This is a genomic window from Pantoea sp. EKM103V (genome assembly GCF_011800365.1).
GTDB classification, from domain to species: domain Bacteria; phylum Pseudomonadota; class Gammaproteobacteria; order Enterobacterales; family Enterobacteriaceae; genus Pantoea; species Pantoea anthophila.
Map to the genome: position 1 here is coordinate 28,507 of NZ_JAALFQ010000010.1, position 25,919 is coordinate 54,425.

General features: G+C 57.3%; 27 protein-coding genes. 13 read left to right on the forward strand and 14 right to left on the reverse strand.

Features of this window, described 5'->3' with window-relative positions; translation table 11 throughout:
- Positions 1–9 precede the first annotated feature (9 nt).
- Together HFD97_RS17560 and HFD97_RS17565 are read right to left on the reverse strand one after the other, a co-directional pair.
- Positions 10–669 carry a fumarylacetoacetate hydrolase family protein gene (locus tag HFD97_RS17560; RefSeq protein ID WP_058957294.1) on the reverse strand — a complete coding sequence of 220 codons (660 nt, stop codon included), beginning with the start codon at positions 667–669 and terminating at the stop codon, positions 10–12.
- A 316-nt stretch (positions 670–985) separates the two neighbouring features.
- Positions 986–1,261: a YcgL domain-containing protein gene (locus tag HFD97_RS17565; RefSeq protein WP_009089851.1), complete on the reverse strand. Its 276-nt coding sequence runs from the start codon at positions 1,259–1,261 to the stop codon at positions 986–988.
- 155 nt (positions 1,262–1,416) lie between these two features.
- On the opposite strand from HFD97_RS17565, the gene minC reads away from it, so the two are divergent.
- From minC to minE, 3 genes are read left to right on the forward strand one after another with little or no spacing between them, the layout of a single operon-like run.
- Positions 1,417–2,130 carry a septum site-determining protein MinC gene (gene minC, locus HFD97_RS17570; RefSeq protein ID WP_009089848.1) on the forward strand — a complete coding sequence of 238 codons (714 nt, stop codon included), beginning with the start codon at positions 1,417–1,419 and terminating at the stop codon, positions 2,128–2,130.
- Positions 2,131–2,163: 33 nt separating this feature from the next.
- Positions 2,164–2,976 carry a septum site-determining protein MinD gene (gene minD / locus HFD97_RS17575; RefSeq protein WP_046101942.1) on the forward strand — a complete coding sequence of 271 codons (813 nt, stop codon included), beginning with the start codon at positions 2,164–2,166 and terminating at the stop codon, positions 2,974–2,976.
- A gap of 3 nt (positions 2,977–2,979) precedes the next feature.
- Positions 2,980–3,249 (forward strand): cell division topological specificity factor MinE, encoded by a 270-nt coding sequence (gene minE / locus HFD97_RS17580; RefSeq protein WP_009089844.1) that lies wholly within the window; start codon positions 2,980–2,982, stop codon positions 3,247–3,249.
- Between the two features lie 53 nt (positions 3,250–3,302).
- On the opposite strand, the gene rnd is transcribed toward minE, so the two are convergent.
- The 6 genes from rnd to HFD97_RS17610 all read right to left on the reverse strand — a co-directional run bounded on the left by rnd (position 3,303) and on the right by HFD97_RS17610 (position 10,541).
- Positions 3,303–4,424 (reverse strand): ribonuclease D, encoded by a 1,122-nt coding sequence (rnd, locus tag HFD97_RS17585; protein ID WP_167430762.1) that lies wholly within the window; start codon positions 4,422–4,424, stop codon positions 3,303–3,305.
- Positions 4,425–4,522: 98 nt separating this feature from the next.
- Entirely contained in the window at positions 4,523–6,199 is a 1,677-nt protein-coding gene (gene fadD / locus HFD97_RS17590; protein WP_140028620.1) for a long-chain-fatty-acid--CoA ligase FadD, read from the reverse strand.
- Between the two features lie 205 nt (positions 6,200–6,404).
- Positions 6,405–7,001, reverse strand: coding sequence for a Slp family lipoprotein (locus HFD97_RS17595; protein WP_033736224.1), 597 nt, complete (start codon positions 6,999–7,001; stop codon positions 6,405–6,407).
- Between the two features lie 60 nt (positions 7,002–7,061).
- Positions 7,062–7,760 carry a tRNA (adenosine(37)-N6)-threonylcarbamoyltransferase complex dimerization subunit type 1 TsaB gene (gene tsaB / locus HFD97_RS17600; RefSeq protein ID WP_140028621.1) on the reverse strand — a complete coding sequence of 233 codons (699 nt, stop codon included), beginning with the start codon at positions 7,758–7,760 and terminating at the stop codon, positions 7,062–7,064.
- Between the two features lie 44 nt (positions 7,761–7,804).
- Positions 7,805–9,721, reverse strand: a complete 1,917-nt coding sequence (locus tag HFD97_RS17605) for an ATP-dependent DNA helicase (RefSeq protein WP_167430761.1) — start codon at positions 9,719–9,721, stop codon at positions 7,805–7,807.
- A gap of 652 nt (positions 9,722–10,373) precedes the next feature.
- The gene (locus HFD97_RS17610) at positions 10,374–10,541 is read right to left on the reverse strand and encodes a hypothetical protein (protein ID WP_009089835.1); all 168 of its coding nucleotides are present in this window, start codon (positions 10,539–10,541) and stop codon (positions 10,374–10,376) included.
- Between the two features lie 317 nt (positions 10,542–10,858).
- Here HFD97_RS17610 and HFD97_RS17615 point away from each other — a divergent pair, with 317 nt between their 5' ends.
- Positions 10,859–11,218: a hypothetical protein gene (locus HFD97_RS17615; protein WP_167430760.1), complete on the forward strand. Its 360-nt coding sequence runs from the start codon at positions 10,859–10,861 to the stop codon at positions 11,216–11,218.
- Between the two features lie 61 nt (positions 11,219–11,279).
- Complete coding sequence (locus HFD97_RS17620; protein ID WP_009089831.1) at positions 11,280–11,624, forward strand: RidA family protein; 345 nt, start codon at positions 11,280–11,282, stop codon at positions 11,622–11,624.
- A gap of 12 nt (positions 11,625–11,636) precedes the next feature.
- Here HFD97_RS17620 and HFD97_RS17625 read toward each other — a convergent pair whose 3' ends face one another.
- Complete coding sequence (locus HFD97_RS17625; RefSeq protein ID WP_009089830.1) at positions 11,637–11,831, reverse strand: YoaH family protein; 195 nt, start codon at positions 11,829–11,831, stop codon at positions 11,637–11,639.
- A gap of 110 nt (positions 11,832–11,941) precedes the next feature.
- Between HFD97_RS17625 and pabB the strand changes: the two genes are divergently transcribed.
- The 4 genes from pabB to HFD97_RS17645 all read left to right on the forward strand — a co-directional run bounded on the left by pabB (position 11,942) and on the right by HFD97_RS17645 (position 17,214).
- Positions 11,942–13,321, forward strand: a complete 1,380-nt coding sequence (pabB, locus tag HFD97_RS17630; protein ID WP_167430759.1) for an aminodeoxychorismate synthase component 1 — start codon at positions 11,942–11,944, stop codon at positions 13,319–13,321.
- Positions 13,305–13,868: a CoA pyrophosphatase gene (locus HFD97_RS17635; RefSeq protein ID WP_167430758.1), complete on the forward strand. Its 564-nt coding sequence runs from the start codon at positions 13,305–13,307 to the stop codon at positions 13,866–13,868. Before pabB ends, HFD97_RS17635 begins: the two co-directional genes overlap by 17 nt.
- A gap of 188 nt (positions 13,869–14,056) precedes the next feature.
- Positions 14,057–15,421 carry an L-serine ammonia-lyase gene (locus tag HFD97_RS17640; protein WP_046101949.1) on the forward strand — a complete coding sequence of 455 codons (1,365 nt, stop codon included), beginning with the start codon at positions 14,057–14,059 and terminating at the stop codon, positions 15,419–15,421.
- Between the two features lie 224 nt (positions 15,422–15,645).
- Positions 15,646–17,214 carry an EAL domain-containing protein gene (locus HFD97_RS17645; RefSeq protein WP_058957301.1) on the forward strand — a complete coding sequence of 523 codons (1,569 nt, stop codon included), beginning with the start codon at positions 15,646–15,648 and terminating at the stop codon, positions 17,212–17,214.
- Positions 17,215–17,343: 129 nt separating this feature from the next.
- Here the strand turns inward: HFD97_RS17645 and HFD97_RS17650 are convergent, their stop codons facing one another.
- Positions 17,344–18,924, reverse strand: a complete 1,581-nt coding sequence (locus HFD97_RS17650; protein WP_046101951.1) for a TerC family protein — start codon at positions 18,922–18,924, stop codon at positions 17,344–17,346.
- Between the two features lie 504 nt (positions 18,925–19,428).
- On the opposite strand from HFD97_RS17650, the gene manX reads away from it, so the two are divergent.
- The 4 genes from manX (at position 19,429) to HFD97_RS17670 (ending at position 22,665) form a co-directional block, all read left to right on the forward strand.
- A complete protein-coding gene (gene manX, locus HFD97_RS17655; protein WP_167430757.1) occupies positions 19,429–20,388 on the forward strand; it encodes a PTS mannose transporter subunit IIAB in 960 nt (319 codons plus the stop codon).
- A 66-nt stretch (positions 20,389–20,454) separates the two neighbouring features.
- A complete protein-coding gene (locus HFD97_RS17660) occupies positions 20,455–21,255 on the forward strand; it encodes a PTS mannose/fructose/sorbose transporter subunit IIC (RefSeq protein WP_009089820.1) in 801 nt (266 codons plus the stop codon).
- A 15-nt stretch (positions 21,256–21,270) separates the two neighbouring features.
- Complete coding sequence (locus tag HFD97_RS17665; protein ID WP_009089819.1) at positions 21,271–22,116, forward strand: PTS mannose transporter subunit IID; 846 nt, start codon at positions 21,271–21,273, stop codon at positions 22,114–22,116.
- 90 nt (positions 22,117–22,206) lie between these two features.
- Positions 22,207–22,665, forward strand: coding sequence for a DUF986 family protein (locus HFD97_RS17670; RefSeq protein ID WP_009089817.1), 459 nt, complete (start codon positions 22,207–22,209; stop codon positions 22,663–22,665).
- Here the strand turns inward: HFD97_RS17670 and rlmA are convergent.
- The 4 genes from rlmA to HFD97_RS17695 all read right to left on the reverse strand — a co-directional run bounded on the left by rlmA (position 22,662) and on the right by HFD97_RS17695 (position 25,763).
- Positions 22,662–23,471, reverse strand: a complete 810-nt coding sequence (gene rlmA / locus HFD97_RS17675; RefSeq protein WP_140028629.1) for a 23S rRNA (guanine(745)-N(1))-methyltransferase — start codon at positions 23,469–23,471, stop codon at positions 22,662–22,664. The two genes, HFD97_RS17670 and rlmA, sit on opposite strands and share 4 nt — an antisense overlap.
- A 137-nt stretch (positions 23,472–23,608) precedes the next feature.
- Positions 23,609–23,818 (reverse strand): transcription antiterminator/RNA stability regulator CspE, encoded by a 210-nt coding sequence (gene cspE / locus HFD97_RS17680; protein WP_003852684.1) that lies wholly within the window; start codon positions 23,816–23,818, stop codon positions 23,609–23,611.
- 649 nt (positions 23,819–24,467) lie between these two features.
- The gene (locus HFD97_RS17690) at positions 24,468–25,472 is read right to left on the reverse strand and encodes an MBL fold metallo-hydrolase (protein WP_167430756.1); all 1,005 of its coding nucleotides are present in this window, start codon (positions 25,470–25,472) and stop codon (positions 24,468–24,470) included.
- An 18-nt stretch (positions 25,473–25,490) separates the two neighbouring features.
- Positions 25,491–25,763: a YebO family protein gene (locus tag HFD97_RS17695; protein ID WP_167430755.1), complete on the reverse strand. Its 273-nt coding sequence runs from the start codon at positions 25,761–25,763 to the stop codon at positions 25,491–25,493.
- Positions 25,764–25,919: the final 156 nt, after the last annotated feature.

Genomic DNA, 25,919 nt, shown 5'->3' on the forward strand with positions numbered 1-25,919 from the left:
TGCAAGTCTTTAGAGCACGCGCGTGCTGATCCCATGCCCCGCCAGAGAGACTTCGAGCTGATCGCCTGCGCGCATCGGACCCACCCCTTCCGGCGTACCGGTCAGAATCACATCGCCGGCGCGCAGGGTGAAGTAGCGACTCATGTGGGCAATCAGCGGCAGAATTTTATGAATCATATCTGCCGTGCTGCCCTGCTGACGCACTTCACCATTCACCAGCAGCTTAAGCTCCACATTCTGCGGATCGTCGCTGAACTCCGCGACCGGGATAAAACCGGAGATGGGGCAGGCATTGTCGAAGCCTTTGGACTTTTCCCACGGCTGGCCCGCTTTTTTCAGCCCGGCCTGCAGGTCACGCAGCGTCAGATCCAGCGCCACACCATAGCCTGCAATGGCCTTCGCCACATGCTCTTCGGTTGCCTGTTTCAGGGTTGCGCCAATCAGCACGGCCAGTTCAACTTCATGATGCACTTCACCAAACGCATCCGGGATAGAGAGCGGCTGGCGCAGATCACAGAGCGCCGTTTCCGGCTTGATAAAGATCACCGGTTCTGTTGGGGTGGCGCTCCCCATCTCTTTGATGTGTTTTGCGTAGTTACTGCCGACGCAAACCACTTTGCTGACCGGAAAATCTAACAGAGCGCCTTGCCAGTTACGATGCTGATACATGCTCATCCCCTGTTCAGGTTAGGTGTGATGCCAGCACTGCTGGCGGGTTGATGTTTGCTTTTGCGCTGGTCGATGTGCCAGCCTCATGGCGAGATAATAAGATCCTTTTAACGGTCCGGGGTGCGGAATTTGTCAAAAAGCGTAAACAGCACCGCCGAAGTGCTGAATAATCGTACAAATAAGGGCAAAAAGCCGGGCAGGAAATTTAATGAGAGTGAAAACAGATAAGCTGCGCCGTTAATTCTGCGCAGCCTCAGAGCAATATTATCCTGACAAAATCGCGACGGCAGGATTTATATTTACAGAAGAATCCGAGTTAAACTTTTTTATCGGCCTCTAAATGAATTTTCAGCAGACTTTCGATCGGCGGTGGAATCTGCAAATAATAGCCCTGCTCGCTCAATCCCTGCTTAACTTTATTGATATCCGCATTTGCCAGCCTGTCGCGCCCCGCCAGCTTTAGCACCATCGCCAGCTGCGGCTTGCCAAACCCTTTCAGCAATTCCTCCGGCACGCGGGAGAAATCGTCCTTTTTTTCAACATAGAGATAAGTCTGGTCACGTAACGGGCTTCTGTAGATCACACAAAACATATTTTTTACTCGAATTAACCGGGGTTGAGGCTTGTCTGAATATAGCTGTAACTATAACATGCTTGCAGAACTTCGAATATTCACCGTTAGCGCTTCAGTGACGATTTTATCATCGCCTGGCTGACGGTAGTGAAAACAGGACTGAGTCGGGACAGATGTCGCAAACGCCAATCGAATTCAAAGGTAGCAGTTTCACCCTGTCTGTCGTCCATTTGCATCACCATGACCCGGCGGTGATTCGCAAGGCACTTCAGGACAAGATTGACCAGGCTCCGGACTTCCTGAAAAACGCCCCGGTGGTGCTTAACGTTGCCACCCTGAGTGCCGATGTTAACTGGAAGCAGTTGCAGCAGGCGATTCTTGCCACCGGCTTACGCATTGTTGGCGTAAGCGGCTGCAAGGATGAGGCGCTGAAACGCATGATCGCCCGTGCCGGTTTGCCGGTGCTGGCAGAAGGTAAAGAGGCCAGGCCGCAGGTGCAAGCCCCTGCCCCTGCCGCTGTGCCTGAACCGCAGCCGGTGGCAGCGGAAGCGGTGGCCGCGAAAACCCGCATCGTGAACACCCCGGTGCGCTCAGGCCAGCAGATTTATGCACGTGATGCCGATTTGATCATCACCAGCAGCGTCAGCGCCGGTGCCGAACTGGTTGCTGATGGCAATATTCACATTTACGGCATGATGCGCGGTCGCGCCCTGGCGGGTGCCAGCGGTGACCGCAACTGCCAGATATTCTGTACTAACCTGGCCGCTGAGCTGGTTTCGATTGCCGGGGAGTACTGGATCATGGATCAGATCCCGCAAGAATTTTTTGGTAAAGCTGCGCGCCTGTGCCTGCAGGATGGCGCGCTGACTATCCAGACACTTAATTAGGCCCCTTTTCTTTTGTTAAGGAAATCAACATTTATGGCACGCATTATTGTAGTTACATCCGGTAAAGGGGGCGTTGGTAAGACCACGTCAAGCGCGGCCATCGCCACCGGTTTAGCGCAGAAAGGCAAGAAAACGGTCGTGATCGACTTCGATATCGGTCTGCGTAATCTGGATTTGATCATGGGCTGTGAGCGCCGTGTGGTCTACGATTTCGTCAACGTCATTCAGGGCGATGCCACCCTGAACCAGGCGCTTATCCGCGACAAACGCACCGAGCAGCTCTACATTCTGCCTGCGTCACAGACCCGCGACAAAGATGCGCTGACCCGTGAAGGCGTTGAAAAAGTCCTGAACGATCTGGCCGCGATGGAGTTCGATTTCATCGTCTGCGACTCACCGGCAGGGATTGAAACCGGCGCCCTGATGGCGCTCTACTTTGCCGATGAAGCCATCATCACCACCAACCCGGAAGTCTCTTCAGTCCGTGACTCCGACCGTATCCTCGGCATCATCTCCTCTAAATCCCGTCGCGCAGAAAACAGTCAGGAGCCGGTAAAAGAGCACCTGCTGCTGACCCGCTACAACCCGGGTCGCGTCAGCCGTGGCGATATGCTGAGCATGGAAGATGTGCTGGAAATCCTGCGCATTCCTCTGGTCGGCGTCATCCCGGAAGATCAGTCGGTGTTACGTGCCTCCAACCAGGGCGAACCGGTGATCTTGGACGGTGAATCTGATGCTGGCAAAGCCTATGCCGATACCGTTGAACGGTTGCTCGGTGAAGTACGCCCCTTCCGCTTTATTGAAGAAGAGAAGAAGGGTTTCCTGAAACGCCTGTTCGGGGGATAAACCATGGCATTACTTGATTTCTTTTTATCCCGGAAGAAGAACACTGCCAACATAGCCAAGGAAAGGCTGCAGATTATCGTGGCAGAACGGAGAAGGGGCGACAGTGAGCCCCACTATCTTCCGCAACTTAAGCGCGACATTCTGGAAGTGATTTGCAAATATGTGAAGATCGATCCAGAGATGGTCACGGTACAGCTCGATCAGAAAGGTGATGATATCTCGATTCTGGAGCTGAACGTGACGCTTCCGGAGACGGAAGACGCGACTAAATGATTCTGACCGCCGCCTGAATTTCCCCTGCGCAGTGGCAGGGGAAATTTATCCGGTCAGCAACCCGCCAGGATCTCATCGATGCCGGGTTTCAGCAGTTCGCCCCGCCATCCGGTCAGTAACTCCGGTGGACGCCCCTGCGGCTTAATGCCCCAGTGCTGACTCAGCACCTGATTAATCTGACGGCGTGACGCCAGCAACTCCTGACTGAAGCCACTCTGCTCACTGACCTGCTGCACCAGCGCCTTCATCGCTTTGAAGACCGATTTGTAATTCGGATGGTCAATCAGATTTCCCAGCGGAGCCGGTAATTCACCCTCCTCCAGTGCCGCCGCTTCCGCCACCAGCGCGACCAGCGTTTTGCCGTGAAAACGAATTTCGTGTCCTGACAGCCCCAGATGATCGAGTTCACCCAGCGAGCCCGGCATAAAGCGCGCCACCTTCCACAGGTTTTCTTCGCGCACCACAAAGTTAACCGCCATATCCTTTTCACGCGCCAGCGTCAGACGCCAGGCCGCCAGGCGCTGCAGCGCCGCCAGCTGACGCGGACGCAGTTGCCAGGCGTTGGTGATATCGCGCCAGGCCTCTTCCGGGGCCAGACTGTCCAGACGGCGCTGACAGAGGTTATCGCACTCGCTGAGTGCGGCGGCCATGTTGCCCGCCTCTTCCGTATTGACCATCAGCTGACGGGCAATCGGCAGCAGGTAGTGAACGTCGGCTGCCGCATAGACACACTGGCGCTCCGTCAGCGGGCGGGCTAACCAGTCGGTGCGTGATTCGCTTTTATCGAGTTCAACCTGGGTGAAGTGCGCCACCATAGCGGCGAAGCCCCAGGAGAGCGGCTGGCCGGAGAAGGACGCCAGAATCTGGGTGTCGATCATCGGTGTCGGCAGCACGCCAAAACGGTGCAGGAACACCTCCAGATCTTCGCCGCCCGCATGCAGGAATTTGGTCACGGCGGTGTCGGTCAGCAGCGCCACAAAGGGTGACCAGTCGCGGATGTTGAGCGGGTCTATCAGCACCAGTTGTTCATCGTCAAACAGCTGGATCAGGCCAAGCTGAGGGTAATACGTGCGGGTACGCACAAACTCGGTATCCAGTGCCACCGCCGCGTGCTGGCGCGCTTTCTGGCACACGTCTGCCAGTTGATCATCCTGGTCGATAAGGGAATAGTTCACGTCTGATTTCCACCGCAGCAGACTCCGCGCGGCGCTCCATGTTAAAAACAATAAAAACGCCGGACATGCCGGCGTTCAACCTCAATTCTTATCCGGATTCAGCGGGTGCCGGATTTCACCTCATCACGCAGCTCACGCCGCAGGATCTTGCCAACGTTGGTCTTGGGGAGCTCATCACGAAACTCAATGATTTTGGGCACCTTGTAGCCAGTCAGCTGACGGCGACAGTGATCGAGCACCTCCTCCTTCGTCAGCGACGCCTCTTTTTTCACGATGCAGACTTTGACCGCCTCACCGGAGAGATCGCTGGGAACCCCGATGGCCGCGGCTTCGCGCACTTTCGGGTGCTGCATCAGCACATCTTCGATTTCATTCGGATAGACATTAAAGCCTGACACCAGAATCATATCTTTTTTACGGTCGACGATGCGAATAAAGCCTTCCTGATCAACGGTAACAATATCACCGCTATGGAGCCAGCCATTTTTCAGGACTTCCGCCGTCGCTTCCGGATGCTGCCAGTAACCCAGCATCACCTGCGGGCCGCTGATGCAGAGCTCACCCGGCTCGCCTGGTGCCACTTCATTTCCCGCTTCATCCAGGATCAGCACATCGGTTGAGGGCACCGGCAGGCCGATGCTGCCGGTATGACAGCTGATGTCGTAGGGATTGACCGAAACCAGCGGCGAACACTCCGTCAGGCCGTAGCCCTCCAGCAGATAGTGCCCGGTCAGCTTTTCCCAGCGTTCAGCCACGACTTTCTGCACCGCCATCCCGCCGCCCGCGGAAAGCCGCAGCGTGGAGAAATCGAGTTTCGTAAACTGCTCATCGTTCAGCAGCGCATTAAACAGCGTGTTGACCCCGGTGATGGCGGTAAACGGAAACCTGCTCAGCTCTTTAACGAAGCCAGGAATATCGCGCGGATTGGTGATCAGCAGGTTCTGGCCGCCCAGCTCAAGAAAAAGCAGCCCGTTCACCGTTAATGCAAAGATGTGATAGAGCGGCAGCGCGGTGACGACGCACTCTTTGCCGTCACGCAGCAGTTTGCCGTAGGTCGCTTTCGTCTGCTCAAGATTCGCCTGCATGTTGCGATGCGTCAGCATCGCCCCTTTGGCCACCCCGGTGGTGCCGCCGGTATATTGCAGGAAGGCGAGATCGTCATTCGACACGGTCGGACGGCGATAATTGAGCGTCGCCCCCACGTCCAGAACCTGACGAAATGAGATAGCGCCCGGCAGATGGTATTTCGGCACCAGCTTTTTGACATACTTGACGACGAAATTCACCAGCGTCGCCTTAATGGGGGCGAGCTGGTCACCCATCCGGGTCAGGATGACGTGACGAACCGCGGTTTCCCCCACCACCTTTTCCAGCGTGTGCGCGAAGTTGGAGACGATAACAATGGCGCTGGCGCCGCTGTCGTTAAGCTGATGCTTCAGCTCTCGCGGCGTGTAGAGCGGATTGACATTGACCACCACCATTCCCGCGCGCAGCACGCCAAACAGGGCCACCGGATACTGGAGCAGGTTAGGCATCATTAACGCCACCCGGTCACCCGCTTTCAGGCCCAGTTCATGCTGGAGATAGGCGGCAAAGGCGCGGCTCTTCTCCTCCAGCTGGCGATAACTCATTTTCTGACCCATGTTCAGGAACGCGGGTTGATCGGCGTAGCGTTTTGCGGCCTGCTCAAACAGATCGACCAGCGAGGTATAACGATCTGCACTTATTTCGGCAGGCACATCTGCCGGGTAGCGTTTCAGCCAAACCTTATTCAAGGATCCACCCCGATAATTATGTTGTATTTCCATCGCCGCCTCAGCCAATCTGGTTTGTTAACAATATTTTAACTGATTGTACCAGTTTGCCTGTTTCGGCATGTTGAGGTTGCGAAGTCCATCACTAAATTTCGTGCTGTGAAAACAGACAAATAAAAAGCCCGGCAGCGAGCACCGCAACCGGGCTGAATAGCAGGTCTCAATGTTACTCGGTCAGTATGGTCTGCACCTCGGTCGGGCCACTGTTAACCATGCCCCAGTAAGGATTGGGTCCCCAGTACCCCCCGCGATGGCGGGTCGGACCGTACCAGATCCAGGGATCCATGGGCTGTGGCGGTGCGGTCACCTGCTGGGCGAGACGCCAGCGCTGATAACCGCGCACATCGATGACGGCAAATTTGTAATCTGCCTCGCCGATTTTGCCCTGCTCCGTGCCTTTCAGCGTGCCCAGCACCGTGACGTACTGATTTCTGACATCCACCGGATCAACAAAACCGTGGATGTCAGCATAGATCCGGCCGACTGACGCCGCGCCCAGACGCGGTCTGGCGCTCTCATCCAGCGGCTGTGCCGCAATCTCCAGACGGGTTTTGCCGTTCAGGTTGGTGACGTTCACCACCTTACCGCCAAAGCGCGACTCCTGGCCGACATAGATAGCAGGGTCATTCATCACCCGCAGCAGATCCTGCTGAGGCTGAGGGGAACTGCCCTGCAGCGTGTCAGGAATAGAGACACAACCCGTTAACACCAGCACACAGGTCAGCAGCAGACCTGAAAGCCCTTTACCACACATTGACGACATAGACGCTCTCCCGTTAGGTAAAGTCTTAGACTGGACGCATAACAATAAGTTGCGTGCGACTTAGCGGCCAGGTAACTTTTTCCAGGCAACTTCATTGCGCAGGTAGGTCGGCTCCGCCGTTTCCGGCAGCAGGGTATCCCCGTCCGCCAGCGCCAGCGTCGCCAGCGGCAGCATATCCTGTGCGGCAGGCAGGGTCACCTCACTGGCGGTCAGCGTCAGTGCGTGCCCCTGCTGCAATGCCGGGAAGGCTTCCCAGCCGGTGCCGGCGGTCATCCACTCACCGGTAAGCGCCTGCATTCTGGCCACCGCTGCCTCGGGCGTCAGCACGCTTTCGCTGGCTTCACCCTGCCAGCGCCCCTGCTCATCCCGCTGATACTCTGCCCAGTAAACTTCACCCATTCGCGCATCAATGGCGGTCAGTACGCGACGGGCGCCGTGCAGACGCCACGCCCCTTCTGCCATCGTCGCCAGCGTCGAGACCGCAATCATCGGCAGGGCTGCGCCCAGTGCCAGGCCCTGCGCAATACCAATGCCGATACGGACGCCGGTAAAGCTGCCGGGGCCGCGCCCAAAGGCCAGCGCGTCCAGATCGGTCAGTTCCAGCTGACCGGCGAGCAGGAGCTCTTCGACCAGCGGCAAAATACGCTGGGTATGATCGCGCGGGGCGATTTCGAATCGGGCATCGATCTGTTGCTGATTCAGCAACGCGGCTGAACAGGCTTCTGTCGCCGTATCCAGCGCTAAAATTCGGGCTGACATGACTACCTCAGAAGAAAGAAAACGGCGCGCATCTTAGCACAGAATTATGCGTCTGGTTCGGGTTGCTGGCGGATAAAGGCGATGGCGCGACGGATGTCCCGGGTGCGCGGCGTCGGCGGCAGACTGTTAAGGAACAGCGCGCCGTAAGGGCGTGACACCAGCCGTTGATCGCAAATCACCAGCACGCCGCAATCGTCGGTGTCACGGATTAACCGTCCCACCCCCTGCTTCAGGGTGATCACCGCATCCGGCAACTGCACATCCGCAAAGGGATCGCCGCCGCGAATCCGGCAATCTTCCATCCGGGCTTTCAGCAGCGGATCTTCCGGTGAGGTAAAAGGCAGCTTGTCGATGATCACCAGCGACAGAGCATCCCCGCGCACATCCACCCCTTCCCAGAAACTGCTGGTCGCGACCAGCAGCGCATTCCCCTTCTCAATAAACTGCTGCAGCAACTGGCCTTTGCTGGTTTCACCCTGCACCAGCACCGGCAGCGTCATCGAGGCGCGAAATTCGGCCGCCAGCTCACGCATCATCAGGTGTGAAGTACAGAGGAAGAAGCAGCGACCTTTGTTGGCGTCAATCAGCGGCTTCATCATCGTGGCCAGCTGGCGGGCGCCCCCCGGACGGTTAGGCTCAGGCAGATTGCGCGGCACGCAGAGCAGCGCCTGTTTCGCAAAGTCGAACGGGCTGTTGAGGATCAGGCTTTTTGCCGCATTGACACCCAGCCGTTCCGAGAAGTGCGCCATCTTCTCATCCACTGCCAGGGTGGCTGAGGTAAAGATCCACGCGGCTTTACGGTTATCCATCACTTCACGAAAACGCTCCGCGACGGAGAGCGGCGTCAGCGCCAGGATAAAGTGACGTGAGGTACATTCATACCAGTAGCTGTAGCCCGGCTCGTTGATGGCCCGCAGCCGTTTCAGCCGGGTACGATAGAGCGCGGCGCGTTCAAAAGCGGCATCCAGCAGGGCTGAACGTCCCAGAGAGAGCTTGATGACGTCGTAACAGAGTTCGAGCGCATCATCCAGCAGCGTAAACATCCGCAGAATGGCGTTGTCGCTCAGCAGCTCACGCAGATTCCCGCGATAGCCGGGATCGCCCAGTGACAGGCGAAAGTCCTGCGCGCACTGCGCCAGACGGTCAGCGGATTTCTGCAGCTGCTGGGCATCGCGCACCTCGGTGCGGTAGGCGATGATGATATCTTTGGCGAGGTCGAGCAACTGACGGCTGGAGAGCTGCTGGCCAAAATACTGGCTGGCGATGTCGGGCAGCTGATGGGCTTCGTCAAAGATCATCACATCCGCTTCAGGGATCAGTTCCCCAAAACCGCCCTCTTTGACCACCAGGTCGGCGAGAAAAAGATGGTGGTTCACCACCACCACATCCGCGTCCATGGCGCGCTTTCGCGCCTTCACCACAAAGCACTCTTTGTAACGCGGGCAGTCGGTGCCCAGGCAGTTATCGTTGGTGCTGGTGACCAGTGGCCAGACCGGGCTGTCTTCGGTCACGCCCGCGCAGCTGCTGATGTCGCCATCTTCGGTCTGTGATGACCAGCTGCGCAGCGTCACCAGATCGGTGAGCGCCTGCGCGGTGAGATCGCCACCCGCCATCGACTGCTGTTCCATGCGTTCCAGACAGAGGTAGTTAGAGCGGCCTTTCAGCAGCGCGGTTTTGCCTTTGAACTTCAGCGCCCTGACCATGGTGGGCAGATCGCGCCCATAGAGCTGATCCTGCAGCGCTTTGGATCCGGTCGAGACAATCACTTTTTTATTGGCCCGTAAGGCGGGTGCCAGGTAAGCGTAAGTTTTACCGGTACCGGTACCGGCTTCGACGACCAGTTCACCCTGCTCTTTTACGGCTTCAGAGACCGCCTGCGCCATCTCGCGTTGTGCTTCCCGCGGCTTAAAACCCGGGATACCCAGCGCCAGCGCGCCATCCACTGCAAAATCGTCTGCCACATACCCTCACTAAGAACGGCAAAAACACTGTAATTATGTCAGTATTGCACAGACAAAGCAAAACGGAGGTTTATCAATGATTTACGAAGAGGCGGGCAGATTGCTGACAGCCAGCGAGTCCTCCTGAACTTGCTGTTAATGCTTCCCCTGCGGCATAAAGTCACATCCACTGAACGTTTAATTCGCGGTGTCCGTGAATACGGGGAAGAAACGGAGAGGAAATAACCCAGTGACGACGGAAAAGAGGCGGGTTTCATTAACGTTGTGCGTGCGCAGGATTATTTAAGCCGGGATTGAACGCTATTTTCATCGCACATGAATCTGCTGCGGAAATAAAGAACCGCAAAACGGCGCACAGGCGGTTTTGCGGTGTTAGCAGAGGGGCGACCGGTGTCAGACATCTCTTACGGTCGGATCGTCTTCCTCATCCTCTTCTTCATCTTCCGGGTAGATCTCAGCATCATCTGGCAATGGCTCATCGTAATCTGGACGTTCAGACATAATTACCTCCGGTGATAAATAGCAGCACTGCTATTTGATCTGATCATAGTTAACCGGCGCCGGAGGCCGCTGAGTTTCCTTGTGAACTGTGAGCCAGGCGTAAGATCGTTGTAACAGATTGAAAACGATCGCGAGGTGACGCCGCGCTGTGCTAGTGCCGGATATAAAACGCGCCCGCCAGCATGGCAATAAACAGCAGAGCAAAGGTGATAAAACCCTGCTTACTGCCTTTAGAGAGACCGACAAAGGCCGAAATTACAATAAACAGCAGCGTCAGTGCGCCCGCCATCACCCAAAACAGATACTGCGTATTCGCCATGTGCTCATCCTCATCCTGTGGCGCGATATTTCGCTGATTTATACCATTTTTACGCCTGGCCTGTCCTGCATTCCCGCGCCTCGCCAGCCGGCCGCTGCCGCATTCCGTCCCTGCCTGCGCGCTAAAGCCTGTGACGCAGTCAGCAAATGCAGAGGATAACAGCAGGAAATAACCACCCGGATTATAATGATTAAATCGGCTTACCGTTGGGATGTGGCAACCGTAAGCTGACGTGCTGAGACTGGCTTAACGATGTCTTCAGGCTGCGTTAAGCAGATGGCCTTAACCCGACTGCCTGACTCAGGCGGAGGATTGCTATGAAAACTTTCCGCATCGGCTCTCTGACTGGCGTGCTGCTGCTCTGCAGCTGTCAGGCCCCCACCCCCGATCAGGCGCGTCTGCAGGAACCCCTCTTTCAGGGCCAGAGCACCCGCACCGTTCCTCAACTCAGCGACTGCATTTATCGCGGCTGGTCCACGACCAGCGTGGTTGCCCGCGATGACACGACCCATACCCGGCCCAGCGGCAGTGCGATCAGCGTCTTTACCTGGGAGGATTCTATCTTTGCGGATGTCTCGCCTTACGGGCGAGGGGCAGAGGTCAAATATTTTACCACCTTCCGGATGGCACCTCAGGTGATGGCAGACAGGCAGGCGATTGTTAAGCGCTGCCTGTGAGGGGTGACAGCGATGCGGGGAATATGGCAGGCTACCTCCCACTTTATTCAGGGAGAAGCCGATGAGTATTACCCGTATTGACCCGGAACACCGTATGTCCGAAGCCGTGATTCACAATGACACGATCTACTACACCAGCGTGCCGGAAAACCTGGACGCCGACGCCGAAGCGCAGACGGCCAATGCGCTGGCGGTGATTGATGCGATGCTGACGCGTCTCGGCAGTGACAAGAGCAAAATTCTTGATGCCACGCTGTTTCTGGTGGATAAGGCTGATTTCCCTGCCATGAACCGCGCCTGGGACGCCTGGGTCTCTCCCGGTAATGCACCGGTGCGCTGTACGGTTCAGGCCGGGCTGTTAAATCCAAAGTACAAAATTGAGATAAAAATTATCGCTGCACGTTAAGCAGAGCGGGCGTTATTCTTCTTCGTTTTCGTCATCTTCGTCGTCGAAGAGCGCCCGGATCTGCTCGCCCGAGTGAGTCTGCCGGATCTCCTGCGCCACCTGGGCGATGGCCTGACCACTCGATAAACCCCCTGCCATCAATTCCTGAATACGCTCGACGGCCTGCTGCTGCTGCTCATGAGAGAGCGCTGGTAATCCTGTAAACATGTTCTGCTCCTGTGTTGGGTCAGACAGTATCCCATGCGGAACTAACAGGTGCCAGTCAGGAAAAAATATGTCAGTCTGACCGCCTCTTTGCTTGCTGATTTTTCTGCCCGATGATTGTTGAAACCCTCACGCTTGATTATACCCCGGATGCGCTGACCCGGCGTTTTGCCCCCATTGCCCATCTGCCCTGGGCGATGCTGCTCTCCTCCGCCCAGGCCAGCCACAGCGATAACCGCTTTGATATTCTGACGGCCAATCCCCGCGCCACCCTGGTGACCCGCGGGGCGATCACCTCGATCAGCGATCGCAGCGGCACCCGTGAATCGGCCGCCGACCCTCTGCTGCTGGTGCAGCAGCAGTGCGATGCGCTGGGCGTGACGCCTGCCGCCAGTGAGACGCTGCCGTTTCAGGGCGGCGCGCTGGGTCTGTTTGGCTACGACCTGGGCCGCCGGTTTGAAACGCTGCCCGCCAGGGCCGAGGCCGACCTCATCACGCCCGATATGGCCGTAGGGATCTATGACTGGGCGCTGATTGCCGATCACCATCAGCAGACCCTGACCCTGGTGGCGCTGGAGGCGGCGCAGGCGCGGCTCACCTGGCTGACACAGTGGCCCGCGCGTGAGGCGCTGCCCTTTTCACTGACCAGCGGCTGGCGTTCTAATCTGAGCTACGCCGACTATGCCGCCCGCTTCGCGGCGGTTCAGGACTATATCCAGGCCGGTGACTGCTACCAGGTTAATCTGGCACAGCGTTTCCAGGCGGCTTATCAGGGAGATGAGTGGCAGGCGTTCTGTCAGCTGAATGACGCTAACCGTGCGCCGTTCAGCGCTTTTCTTCGCCTGCCGGAGAGTGCCATCCTCAGCCTGTCGCCGGAGCGTTTCCTGTCGCTGAATAACCGGCAGATCGAAACCCGCCCGATTAAGGGAACCCGGCCACGCTGCGCGGATCCGATAGCGGATGCGCAGCAGGCGGAGGCGCTGCGCCATGCGGAGAAAGATCGGGCCGAGAACCTGATGATCGTCGACTTACTGCGTAATGACATTGGCCGCGTGGCGCAGCCCGGCTCCGTTACCGTGCCGGCACTGTTTGAGGTAGAACCCTTTCCCGCCGTGCATCATCTGGTGAGTACGGTTCGTGCGCGGCTGCCCGACCCTCTGCAGGCTACCGACCTGCTGCGGGCCTGTTTTCCGGGAGGCTCGATTACCGGCGCGCCCAAGATCCGGGCCATGGAGATCATCGATGAGCTGGAGCCCCAGCGGCGCAATGCCTGGTGCGGCAGCATTGGCTATCTCAGCCTCTGTGGACGAATGGATAGCAGCATCACCATTCGCACCCTGATTGCCGAGGGCCAGCAGCTCTACTGTGCAGCCGGTGGCGGTCTGGTAGCAGACAGCGATCCGCACGCAGAATATCAGGAGACGCTGGACAAAGTGAGCCGGATCTTACCGGCACTGGAACAATCGGGAGGTTCAGTTGGCTCTGACGCTTGAGACTTTTCGCTGCCGCTTTCTGTTGCAGCAGCCGGCGCGCACGACGCAGCGCCTCTCTGGCCGGCACGCGGCAGTCCTCGTGCCCATCGTGGCGCGGCCTGAGCCGGGCCTGTTGCTGACGCAGCGCTCACACGCCCTGCGCAAACATGCCGGACAGGTCGCCTTTCCCGGCGGAATGCAGGATGACGACGACACTTCGCTGATCGCCACAGCACTCCGCGAGGCCCATGAAGAAGTGGGCATCGAACCGCAGCAGGTCGAGATACTCGGTTCGCTGCCTGCGGTGACCAGCAGTACCGGTTTTCAGGTGACGCCGGTGCTGGGAATTATTCCGGCCAATCTGCGTTTAACCCTCAACCCGGATGAGGTGCACAGCGCCTTTGAGATGCCGCTGGCTGAGGCGTTACGGCTCAGCCGCTACAGTTCGCTGGAGGTTCACCGGGCCGGTGTCCGGCACCCGGTCTGGCTGTCACGCTATCAGGATTATCTGGTGTGGGGGATGACCGCCGGAATAATCCGCGCACTGAGCACGCAGATCGCCTTCTGACCACCCCTTTTCCCGCCCGATCCTCCCGGAAGCCCGTCAACTCCCTGCCGGGCCCCGCTATAATATTTTCTATCGGTTTTGATAAGTTTATTTCATGCGAAAAGCTGCTCTTTTCCGGTGCATGACCATTACTATTAGCGCCATAAACTGCCCCGGCAGAGTGAGAATAATTGTGAGGAGTGTCACCTGTGATTAGTGTTTTCGACATGTTCAAAGTGGGCATCGGCCCCTCGAGTTCGCATACTGTCGGCCCGATGAAAGCGGGTAAACAGTTTGTGGACTTGCTTTGCGAACAGGGAAAGCTGCAGGAGGTCACCCGGATCGCTGTGGATGTCTACGGTTCCCTGTCGCTGACCGGCAAGGGTCACCACACCGACATCGCCATCATTATGGGTCTGGCGGGCGAATCACCGGACACCGTTGATATTGATGCGATCCCTGCCTTTATCAAAGACGTTGAGCAGCGTGAGCGACTGCTGGTGGCGAAAGGGGCACACGAAGTCGACTTCCCGCGCGAAGGCGGCATGGTGTTTCGCAGTGAGAATCTCTCGCTGCATGAAAATGGCCTGCGCCTGCTGGCCTTTGCCGGCGACCTGCTGATCCTGTCAAAAACCTACTATTCCGTGGGTGGCGGGTTTATTGTTGATGAAGAGCATTTCGGCCAGTCGGCGCTGGATGAGGTCTCGGTTCCGTGGCCGTTCCACTCTGCCAAAGATCTGCTGGCGCACTGCCGTGAAACCGGCCTGTCACTCTCCGGCCTGGTGATGAAAAATGAGCTGGCGCTGCACAGCCGCGACGAGATCCATGCCTACTTCGCCACGATCTGGCAGACAATGCAGGCCTGTATCGATCGCGGTCTGAATACCGAGGGCGTCCTGCCCGGTCCTCTGCGTGTGCCACGCCGCGCCGCGTCGCTGCGTCGCCTGCTCACCTCCTCAACCAAACACTCCAGCGACCCGATGATTGTGATCGACTGGATCAATATGTTTGCGCTGGCCGTCAATGAAGAGAACGCGGCGGGCGGCCGGGTGGTGACCGCCCCGACGAACGGTGCCTGCGGTATCGTGCCTGCGGTGCTCGCCTACTATGATCACTTTATCGAACCCGTAACGCCCGATATCTTCCTGCGTTACTTCCTCGCCTCGGGGGCGATTGGCGTGCTCTATAAGATGAACGCCTCCATCTCGGGCGCAGAAGTGGGCTGCCAGGGTGAAGTCGGCGTTGCCTGCTCCATGGCGGCGGCCGGGCTGGCAGAGCTGCTGGGCGGCAGCCCGGAGCAGGTCTGCGTGGCGGCTGAGATCGGCATGGAGCATAACCTGGGTCTGACCTGTGACCCGGTCGCCGGACAGGTGCAGGTGCCCTGCATTGAGCGTAATGCTATCGCCTCTGTCAAAGCGATTAACGCCGCGCGTATGGCCCTGCGCCGCACCAGTGAGCCGCGCGTCTCTCTGGATAAGGTTATCGAGACGATGTATGAAACCGGCAAGGACATGAATGCCAAGTATCGTGAAACCTCCCGCGGCGGTCTGGCCATTAAAGTACAGTGTGATTAAGCGAAACGTTTAAACGTTCAAATAACGTGCAAACGTAATCAAATCCGCATCCTGCGCTATCTCAGCGCAGGTTTACACGGTAGAGTATTTTCCGCGCAGCCGTCCGGCCTGCGCAGCTATCCAGACCCGCTTTTCTGCATTCCGGCCTCAATATTAATGGGGCCGTGCCGATATTAACCCCGATATTTTTTGCTTTTTTCTGGCTTTAGGGAAGGTGGATACTGATGTATATGGCCCAGCAATTTGTTGGACAATTCAGACGAAAGCGTTTGCTTATTGCACTGTCAATCGCCACCGTAGTGCTGATACTCACGCTGGCCTTTCGCTATATCGAAGAGAAGTCACGTATTGAGCAGCAGGCAATGGATTTTGCCGACAAAGCGATTATGCGCTTTGACCGGATGTTCTCGCCGCTGGAGGTGTCCGCCAATAACACGCTGGGTCTGGTCGGCGTCCCCTGTCAGGACGTTCGCTTTCCGCTGATTGAAAAAATCTCTTCCCTGCAGACCGTCCGGGCGATTCTGCTGGTGGATAACGACAGCATCTACTGCTCCAGTATTTACGGGCCTCGCGCCATCCCCTTCAGCCAGACCTACCCCGATTTAGCTTTTAATAACCAGCGCATGACCCTGTCCACCGACCAATACCTGCTGAAAGGCTCGCCGGTTCTGCTGCTGTGGACCCCCAGAAGCCTCGATAACCGCGCCGGAATTCTGCAGGTAATTAACATCGAGATGATGAGCAACTATGTGCTCGAACCGCAGCTGCCCTGGGTGGAACGTGCCGTGTTCAACGTTAACGGCCAGAGTCTGGAGTATGGTAATCCCCTTATTGAGCCGACCGTACCCTCGGAAGATGAGGTGAGCTATGAGCAGGGCTCGCTGCGTTACCCCTTTACCCTGACGCTCTATGGTCCCTCACCGACCCGACTGGCGCTGGCTACCCTGCCCTCGCAACTGCCGCTGGCGCTGCTGCTCAGTCTGCTGATGGGCTACATTGTCTGGCTGGCGACCGCAAACCGGATGAGCCTGAGCTGGCAAATCAGTTATGGCATCACGGCTAATGAGTTTATGGTCTACTGTCAGCCGCTGATCAACAGCAGCAGCGGCGAGTGCGACGGCATCGAGCTGCTGCTGCGCTGGCATAACCCCCGCCAGGGCTGGATTGCACCGGATGTTTTCATCCCGCTGGCCGAACGTCAGAACCTGATTAAACCGCTGACCCGCTTTGTGCTGAATGAGGTGGTCAGGCAGTTACCCCAGCTACCGGATGACCGCGACTTCCATATCGCCATCAACGTCGCTGCCAGCCATTTCCGGGACCGTGCCATCCTGCAGGATCTGCAGAACCTCTGGTGGCCTGCCAATCCGGTGCCAAAACTGGTGGTCGAGCTGACCGAGCGGGATGCCCTGCCGGTGGTCGATCAGTCGGTGATTGCGCAACTGCACGAGATCGGCGTACGGCTGGCAATTGATGACTTCGGCACCGGTCACAGCTCGCTCTCCTATCTGAAGGATTTGCAGCCTGACGTGCTGAAGATCGACAAGATATTCACGGCGGCCATCGGCACGGACGCGATCAACGCGACGGTGACGGATATGGTGATTTCCCTGGCGCAGCGCCTGAACATCAGCCTGGTGGCCGAGGGAGTAGAAACGGCTGAGCAGGCCGCCTACCTGTGCGAACGCGGGGTGGATCATCTGCAGGGCTACTATTTCGCCCGCCCGATGCCGCTGGAGGACTTTCCGGCCTGGCTGACGCAGCACCGGCTGGAGGTGCGGCAGCCCTCATAACCGGACGCGTCGGAAGCGATGTGCCCTGGCGCTTTGCCGCCACAGATAAAAAAACAGCCGCGGCGGTCAGGCAGCGGCTGTCTTAGAGAGTCAGCGCGGCCTCAGTAACGGACCGCGCATCGAAAAGCGTTACGCCTCTTCATCCTCATCGTGTGGCTTATCTTTAGTAACGCGCACCAGATCGATACGGTAGTCGGTCGCTTCGATAATCTGAAAGTGCAGCGGACTGATATCGATTACGTCGCCCGGAAGCGGCAACTGCCCTTTCTGCGCAATCAGCAGACCCGCCAGCGAGGCGTGATCTTCGGTCGGATCGACCAGCTCATGGAAGTCGAGCAGCTGCTGCAGCGAGTGCAGATCGGTGCCGCCCTTCACTAACCAGCCATCCCCATCAGCCACGATCTCCGGCGTTTCATCTTCATCCGGGAATTCACCCGCAATCGCTTCCAGCACGTCCAGCGGCGTAATCAGCCCCTGCACGACGCCAAACTCATTGGTGACGATGACGAAGCTGCCACGAGCACGACGCAGCACGCCAAGCAGGTTAATCGGGTCCAGCGTTTCAGGTACCACGATGGTAGGCGTATTCGCTGCAAACGTCGCCACATCCACGCCATGCTCCAGCGCCACCAGCAGCTCTTTCGCCCGCACCACACCGATAATTTCATCCAGCTCGCCCCGGCAGACCGGGAAGAGGCTGTGAGGCGTATCCAGCAGCTGATCGCGAATCTCATCCAGCGGACGGTTTGCATCGACCCAGGAGATCTCGCCGCGCGGCGTCATGATGCTACGGATGGAGCGGGACGCCAGCGTCAGTACGCCATTAATCATGAAGCGCTCTTCATCTTTAAAGGCTTCCTGCGGCATCGCCTCGGCCAGCGCAGACTCTTCGCTGCTGCCTGCATTACTGCTGCTCGCCGTCTGCGCGCGGTTGCGACCGCCCATCAGGCGCAGAATCGCCTCTGCGGTGCGCTCACGCATCGGCCGGTTTGACTGATGACGGATAAAGTTCCGGCGTGCAATCTGGTTGAACAGCTCAATCAGGATTGAGAAGCCAATCGCCGCATAGAGATAGCCTTTCGGAATATGGAAACCAAAGCCTTCTGCCACCAGCGACAGACCGATCATCAGCAGGAAGCTCAGGCAGAGCACCACCACCGTCGGATGCGCGTTAACGAAGTTGGTTAATGGCTTGGACGCCAGCAGCATCACACCCATCGCAATCACCACGGCGGTCATCATTACCGGCAGGTGGTTCACCATACCCACGGCGGTGATAACGGCATCCAGTGAGAAGACCGCGTCCAGTACCACAATCTGTGTCACCACGGCCCAGAAACTGGCATAACCGCGGTTCCCGCCGCCCTCGAGCTGACGGTTCTCCAGCCTTTCGTGCAGCTCCATGGTCGCTTTGAACAGCAGGAACAGGCCCCCGGCCAGCAGGATTAAATCACGACCGGCAAAGCTGAAACCGCCGACGCTGAAGAGCGGCGTGGTGAGCGTAACCATCCAGGAGATCAGCGAGAGCAGACCCAGACGCATCACCAGCGCCAGCGACAGGCCGATCAGGCGCGCTTTATCACGCTGCTTCGGCGGCAGTTTGTCGGCCAGAATGGCAATAAACACCAGGTTGTCGATGCCCAGGACGATTTCCAGTACGACAAGCGTCAGTAAACCCGCCCAGATTGAGGGGTCGAATAAAAATTCCATTATTTATGACTCCTGAACAGGGAAAAGAGTAAGCCGGTGGCTGTCGGCGCAGCGAGGCGTGACATCCGGGTCGTCGGGAAAACAGAGAAAACGCCGTCAGGCGAAAGGTGACGCGCCAGCAGGCGCAAAGAACAGATTAAGCGACGTCGGTGACGATCCATAAAGGTGGGCTGAAGCCCGACACTCCTGAGTAATAAACAGAAGGCTAATGTATCAGGTCGGTAAATGGCGTCAAAAAATTTTCTTATTTTTACAATCTGTAATGAGGTTGATCGTATGCATAAAACGATTCACTCGTTCTGCCGTGGGGTAAATAACTGACCAATGTCACAAAATTTATTTTTTCGATCACTAAAATAAATCGCGACCTAACCGCCTTAACGGTGTTAACCGATGATTTCTGGCGCTCAGCCAGTCATCGCCAGCACCCTGTTAAAAATAACCGAAACGATTCTGACAGGGCCATTTACTCAGATGAGCTTCTTTAGTGAACGGAGGTAGCACGTGACCATTGCGATTGTAATTGGTACTCACGGCTGGGCAGCGGAACAACTGCTTAAAACGGCAGAAATGCTGTTAGGTGAGCAGGAGAACGTCGGCTGGATAGACTTTGTGCCGGGTGAAAATGCAGAAACACTGATCGAAAAATATGAAACGCAGCTGGCAAAACTGGATACGACGCAGGGGGTACTCTTTTTAGTCGATACCTGGGGTGGCAGTCCCTTTAATGCGGCCAGCCGTATCGTGGTGGATAAACCGCAGTATGAGGTCATCGCCGGGGTCAATATCCCGATGCTGGTCGAAACGCTGATGGCGCGCGATGACAACCCGACGCTTGCCGAGCTGGTGGCGGTGGCGGTTGAGACCGGCCGTGACGGCGTTAAAGCGCTGAAAGCCAAAGAGGAGGCACCCGCGCCCGCCGCAAAACCGGCTGCGCCCGCGCAACCGGCTACGCCGATGGCTCCCGGCGACCATATGAAGATCGGGCTGGCACGTATCGATGATCGCCTGATCCACGGCCAGGTCGCGACGCGCTGGACCAAAGAGACGAACGTTCAGCGCATCATTGTGGTCAGCGATGAGGTGGCAAAGGATCACGTCCGCAAAACCCTGCTGACGCAGGTCGCGCCGCCCGGCGTGACGGCGCATGTGGTCGATGTCGATAAGATGGTTCGGGTGTGGAATAACCCAAAGTATGGTCAGGATCGGGTGATGCTGCTGTTTACCAACCCCACCGACGTTCTGCGCGTGGTGGAACAGGGTGTCGATATCAGGACCGTCAACATCGGCGGGATGGCGTTCCGTCAGGGAAAAACCCAGGTCAACAATGCGGTTTCGGTGGATGAAAAAGATATCGCCGCCTTCCGCAAACTGAATGAACGCCATATCGAACTGGAAGTGCGTAAGGTTTCCAGCGATCAGAAACTGAAAATGATGGATCTGATTGCGAAAGTAAACGCGTAACAGAAGAGCTGCTGCGCCTGCGTTTCCGGGCTCATTTTCGCTATCCTGCTGAGGACAAGAAGTATGATGGAAATAACCTCGCTACAAATTATTCTGATTTTTATCGTTGCCTGTATTGCCGGCATGGGGTCGATTCTGGATGAGTTCCAGTTTCACCGTCCGCTGGTGGCCTGTACCCTGATTGGTATCGTGCTGGGGGATATGAAAACCGGCATTATCATCGGCGGGACGCTGGAGATGATTGCGCTGGGCTGGATGAACATCGGTGCCGCCGTGGCCCCCGATGCCGCTCTCGCCTCCATCATCTCCACCATTCTGGTGATCGCGGGCGGTCAGAGTGTGGGAGCCGGTATCGCGCTGGCCATCCCGCTGGCCGCAGCCGGACAGGTGCTGACCATCATCGTGCGAACCCTGACTGTCGCCTTCCAGCATGCCGCGGACAAAGCCGCAGAGAAAGGCAACCTCACCGCTATCTCCTGGATCCATGTCTCTGCCCTGCTGCTGCAGGCGATGCGTATCGCTATCCCGGCACTGATTGTGGCGATCTCCGTCGGCACCAGTGCGGTTCACGCCCTGCTCAGTTCGATCCCTGAAGTGGTCACCAATGGTCTGAATATCGCGGGCGGCATGATTGTGGTGGTCGGTTACGCGATGGTCATCAACATGATGCGCGCGGGCTACCTGATGCCCTTCTTCTATCTCGGCTTTGTCACCGCGGCCTTTACCAACTTTAACCTGGTGGCGCTGGGGGTCATTGGCGTGGTGATGGCGGTGCTCTACATTCAGCTCAGCCCGAAATACAACCGTGTAGCGGGGGCCCCTTCCGGCCCGGCGACCGCGAACGATCTTGATAACGAACTCGATTAAGGAACAGGTGATCACATGGTTGATATTACGAAAGTCGAAAAGAAACTGACACCCGGTGACGTCCGCGCCGTCTTTATGCGCTCGAACCTGTTTCAGGGATCGTGGAACTTTGAACGTATGCAGGCGCTGGGCTTCTGCTTCTCAATGGTGCCGGTGATCCGCCGTCTCTATCCGGAGAATAATGATGAGCGCAGGCAGGCAATCAAGCGCCATCTGGAGTTCTTCAATACCCACCCTTATGTGGCCGCGCCGGTGCTCGGCGTTACCATGGCGATGGAGGAGCAGCGTGCCAACGGTGCGCCTATCGACGACGGTGCCATCAACGGCCTGAAAGTCGGTCTGATGGGCCCGCTGGCCGGTGTCGGCGACCCGATCTTCTGGGGCACCGTGCGTCCGGTGTTTGCCGCGCTGGGTGCCGGCATCGCAATGAGCGGCAGCCTGCTGGGCCCCTTGCTGTTCTTTGTGCTGTTTAACCTGGCACGCCTGCTGACCCGCTACTACGGCGTGGCGTATGGCTATCGCAAAGGGATCGATATCGTCAGCGATATGGGCGGCGGATTTCTGCAGAAGCTCACGGAGGGCGCCTCGATTCTGGGTCTGTTTGTGATGGGCGCGCTGGTGAACAAGTGGACGCACGTCAACATCCCGCTGGTGGTGTCTCGTATCACCGACTCCACCGGTAAGACCACCGTCACCACGGTGCAGTCGATCCTCGATCAGCTGATGCCAGGCATCGTGCCGCTACTGCTGACCTTCGGCTGTATGTGGCTGTTGCGCCGTAAGGTCAACGCGCTGTGGATTATCGTCGGCTTCTTTGCCATCGGTATTTTTGGTTACTGGATCGGCCTGCTCGGTCTGTAATCGCACCCGGCCGGGCGCTTGCGCCCGGCTTTTAAGCGTAGTGAGCTGAGCCACAACTGGCTGAGCTCACCCCGTTTGAGGCCAGATGTTATGTCATTAACTGATGCGCTGATCGCGCTCTGCATTGCCGCCCTGCTGCTATTTGCCCTTTATGACGAGGTGATTCTGCCGCGTCGACGCGGGCCTGTCCGCTTGCGGGTCGCCCTGCAGCGACGGCACAAAATCGACAGCCTGATTTTCATCGGGCTGCTGCTGATTCTGCTGGGAAACAACATCAGCCATCACGGCCCGCAGCTCACCACTACCCTGCTGATGGTGCTGAGCTTTCTGGCGTTCTGGCTTTTCTGGCTGCGCAGGCCCACGCTGCTGATGAAGGCCGAAGGGTTATTTTATGCCGGTGTCTGGATTGATTACCGGCGGATTCAGGGCATGAATCTCTCTGAGGATGGCATTCTGGTCATTCAACTGGAGCAGCGCCGGCTGCTGATTGCGGTGCAGCAGCTCGACGATCTGGAGCGCATCTATAATACGCTGGTTGAGGCGCGCTAGTCGCGCTGCCACTGCGTCAGGGTAAAGTCGGCATCACAACTGAACGACTCGCTCTGCTGCAGCGTCTCCCAGACCGCCTCCCGCGCCCGCCACGCAAAAGGCGTCATCTGCAGCAGGGTCGTTGCGGCCCCGCCCGTCAGCGCCATCGGATAACGCAGCGTATGCTGAGCCACCTGCCGGAAGCCCGGGTAGGTTTTCTGCTCTGGCGCATGCAGCTGCACGTCGCGATAGATCAGGGCTTTGAACTGCTGCAGATGATGCGGTCCCGGCGTTACCGTCAGTACCGTGCCGCCGGGCTTCAGGACGCGGGCCAGTTCCGCTTCATTGCAGGGCGCGTAAATCCGCACCACGGCATCCAGCGAGCCATCGGCAAAAGGCAGACGCTGGCTGGAGGCCACGCAGAACCGCACCGCGGGATAACGCTTAGCGGCGAGGCGGATAGCCATTCTGGCCACATCCAGTCCATACACCTGTCCGCCTTCCCCTGCCGCCTCTGCCAGCGCAGCGGTGTAGTAGCCTTCACCACAGCCGATATCCAGAATCTGGCTCTCCGGCAGGTTCAGCACCGGTTGCAGCAGCGCGACGACCTGCTCACGCAGCGGCTGATAGTAGCCCGCCTGCAGAAATTCCCGTCGAGCCTGCATCATCTCTGCACTGTCACCTGGCTCACGCGACCGTTTATGCTGAACGGGCAGCAGATTGACATACCCCTCTTTCGCCTGATCAAACTGATGGCGATTCTCGCAGGACCAGCTGCGGGCATTGAAAGTCAGAGGAGAGTGGCAAAGCGGGCAAATCAACGACATAGGGGACTCCGGCATCAGATAACGCGGCGCAGTGTAACCTTATCGTTTACGCATCGGAAGCATAAAGAAAGCCCCGGCCGACCGGCCAGGGCTTTGAGAATCCATATCAGGGTGCGATGCACCGAGGCGGAGTCGAATCAGATAGCAGTGACGTTAACAGCTGCCGGGCCTTTCTGGCCATCCTGAATTTCGAACTCAACGCTCTGGCCTTCAGCCAGGGTTTTGAAACCATTGCCCTGGATGGCAGAGAAGTGTACGAACACATCTTTGCTGCCGTCTGCAGGGGTGATAAAACCAAAACCTTTAGACTCGTTGAACCACTTAACCTGACCTTTAATCTTTGCCATTTTGCAAATTCCTTTAGATGTTTATTTAGCCCGAAGGCTGTCTTACAGAAAAACCAGAGACGTTACTGCATGAGGCACTAATTAAGGTTCGGCAAGGAAGCGGTATTCAACGTCAACGTCTTTACTCGTACTTCTTCACTGAAGATGCCATGCATAAACAGAACTGTACCTCGTTTAACCCACGAATTGTTATCACATATCCTAAAAACAATGGCAAGCCATTTTTAAAGTCTCAGAGAGGCAGCACGCACAATTGCCAGAAGGCTCACACAGCCTGTTCTGTCACGGCGCTAAAACCCGGCATAAATATAATGAACCCGCAGGTTCATTTCCTCCGGATGCCTTCTCGTCCGGGCTAACTCAATGGATACCATAAGAAATTAATATTTCACAAATATGGCAGTAAGCGAATTGATAAGCGAAGCGACAGGAAAGCGAAGCAGCAATAACCTGACGTTAATCCTGTACGACACTTTTTATTTGGTACAGGTATCTTCTCTCCTGCACCAAAAACAGGAAACTGCCCTGAGCTCTGCTCCAAATAAAAGCAGCCGCACGAATCCGGCTTATTAAAAATTTAACCATTAATGTGATAAAAAAAGATTTCTGTTAAAAAAATCCGGTGTAACCGTCTTCCCCGGCTCCAGGATTATTCCTGGGGTGGATTATTCAGGCTGCGGCTTTCGCCTATTCGCCAGGGCGCGAAGCTGCCCTGCTCCTCCTCTGCCCGCCGCAGTGCCGCAGCCAGTTCCTGCGGAGGCGCATCCAGTGCCTCATCAGCCAGTTCAAATACGCCCCAGTGGATAGGCAGCGTCAGCGGTCTGCCCGCCGCCTGCCAGAGTGCCACGGCCTGATCGGGGTCCATATGCTGGCCTGCCATGAACCATTTCGGTGCATAGGCACCAATCGGTAAGGCTGTCACGCTGAAGGGGCCAAGCCGGGTGGGGATCGCCAGCAGGCTGTCGCTGTAGCCACTGTCACCGGAGAACCAGAAGCGCACGGAGGATGAACGTACGACCCAGCCGCACCAGAGCGAACGGTTGCGATCGCGGGGCGACCGCATACTCCAGTGACGCGCCGGAACCGCATCAAAACAGAGATCGCCCACCCTGACCTGCTGCCACCAGTCAGCCTGATGTACCTGCTGCACTCCCCGGGCGCGGCACCACGCCGCCAGGCCCAGCGGTACAACAAAGGTGGCCTGCGGGAAACGCCGGACGATCGCTTTGACCGTCGGCCGATCCAGATGGTCGTAATGATTGTGAGAAATCAGCACGACATCCAGATGCGGCAGGTCAGCAATGCTGAGCGGCGCAGGGGTTTTGCGCTGCGGTCCGGCAAAAGAGAACGGCGAGGCGCGGGATGAGAGGGCGGGATCGATCAGAATGTAACGCTGATTGAGCCGCAACAGCACGGCGGCATGGCCCAGCCACCAGAGGCGATCGTCACTGCCGCTGAGATCGGCGAGTTGCCACCACTCTTCAACAAAAGCGTCATAGCCCTGTTGCGGTGGCATCGGAAGACCCTGCGCTTTTCGCTCCCGACGCCAGCGCCGGAGATCGCCAGGCTGACGCTCTTCCGGCTCCGGGTTACGGAAACCCTCTGGCGTATGGTGCGCTTTGCTGCTGTCATACCACGGATTCTTCCCGCTCATCCCGCCTCTCTGTTCTGATTAACGTTCCGGGATTAACCGGATAAAGTCGCGCTTCTCCCGCTCATCCTCGGGTTTTTTACTCTCCGCGCCAGGCTGCAGCTCAATCAGAAGGCGCAGCAGCTGATTCTGTTTTTTCTGCTCTTCCAGCAGCGATTCCAGCAAACGGATCTGCTCACCGGCTCGAACGCTGGCACGATTAACGAAGAACCAGGCGATAAACGCCACAATCAAAATGATGACCAGCAGGCCATAGCTGACCAGGGGGCCCGGATTTGCGGCTAACTCATTCATAACTGCCTCATAAAACAAAGTGAAAACGCCAGAACACGACAACCGCGTATTCTACCTGTCACCATCACAAAAGATAATGGGGTTAACGGCAAAGCAGAATTTGCCGTTTCAGTTATCTCTGATCGATTCCCGCCGAAAAGCCAGGCATGCTGCTAT

Coding starts and splice junctions, on each gene's coding strand:
- HFD97_RS17560 (WP_058957294.1), bottom strand. CDS start 669: ATGTATCAGCATCGTAACTGGCAAGGCGCTCTGTTAGATTTTCCGGTC.
- HFD97_RS17565 (WP_009089851.1), bottom strand. CDS start 1,261: ATGTTTTGTGTGATCTACAGAAGCCCGTTACGTGACCAGACTTATCTC.
- minC (WP_009089848.1), top strand. CDS start 1,417: ATGTCGCAAACGCCAATCGAATTCAAAGGTAGCAGTTTCACCCTGTCT.
- minD (WP_046101942.1), top strand. CDS start 2,164: ATGGCACGCATTATTGTAGTTACATCCGGTAAAGGGGGCGTTGGTAAG.
- minE (WP_009089844.1), top strand. CDS start 2,980: ATGGCATTACTTGATTTCTTTTTATCCCGGAAGAAGAACACTGCCAAC.
- HFD97_RS17595 (WP_033736224.1), bottom strand. CDS start 7,001: ATGTCGTCAATGTGTGGTAAAGGGCTTTCAGGTCTGCTGCTGACCTGT.
- tsaB (WP_140028621.1), bottom strand. CDS start 7,760: ATGTCAGCCCGAATTTTAGCGCTGGATACGGCGACAGAAGCCTGTTCA.
- HFD97_RS17610 (WP_009089835.1), bottom strand. CDS start 10,541: ATGGCGAATACGCAGTATCTGTTTTGGGTGATGGCGGGCGCACTGACG.
- HFD97_RS17615 (WP_167430760.1), top strand. CDS start 10,859: ATGAAAACTTTCCGCATCGGCTCTCTGACTGGCGTGCTGCTGCTCTGC.
- HFD97_RS17620 (WP_009089831.1), top strand. CDS start 11,280: ATGAGTATTACCCGTATTGACCCGGAACACCGTATGTCCGAAGCCGTG.
- HFD97_RS17625 (WP_009089830.1), bottom strand. CDS start 11,831: ATGTTTACAGGATTACCAGCGCTCTCTCATGAGCAGCAGCAGCAGGCC.
- pabB (WP_167430759.1), top strand. CDS start 11,942: ATGATTGTTGAAACCCTCACGCTTGATTATACCCCGGATGCGCTGACC.
- HFD97_RS17645 (WP_058957301.1), top strand. CDS start 15,646: ATGTATATGGCCCAGCAATTTGTTGGACAATTCAGACGAAAGCGTTTG.
- HFD97_RS17650 (WP_046101951.1), bottom strand. CDS start 18,924: ATGGAATTTTTATTCGACCCCTCAATCTGGGCGGGTTTACTGACGCTT.
- HFD97_RS17660 (WP_009089820.1), top strand. CDS start 20,455: ATGGAAATAACCTCGCTACAAATTATTCTGATTTTTATCGTTGCCTGT.
- HFD97_RS17665 (WP_009089819.1), top strand. CDS start 21,271: ATGGTTGATATTACGAAAGTCGAAAAGAAACTGACACCCGGTGACGTC.
- HFD97_RS17670 (WP_009089817.1), top strand. CDS start 22,207: ATGTCATTAACTGATGCGCTGATCGCGCTCTGCATTGCCGCCCTGCTG.
- rlmA (WP_140028629.1), bottom strand. CDS start 23,471: ATGTCGTTGATTTGCCCGCTTTGCCACTCTCCTCTGACTTTCAATGCC.
- cspE (WP_003852684.1), bottom strand. CDS start 23,818: ATGGCAAAGATTAAAGGTCAGGTTAAGTGGTTCAACGAGTCTAAAGGT.
- HFD97_RS17690 (WP_167430756.1), bottom strand. CDS start 25,472: ATGAGCGGGAAGAATCCGTGGTATGACAGCAGCAAAGCGCACCATACG.
- HFD97_RS17695 (WP_167430755.1), bottom strand. CDS start 25,763: ATGAATGAGTTAGCCGCAAATCCGGGCCCCCTGGTCAGCTATGGCCTG.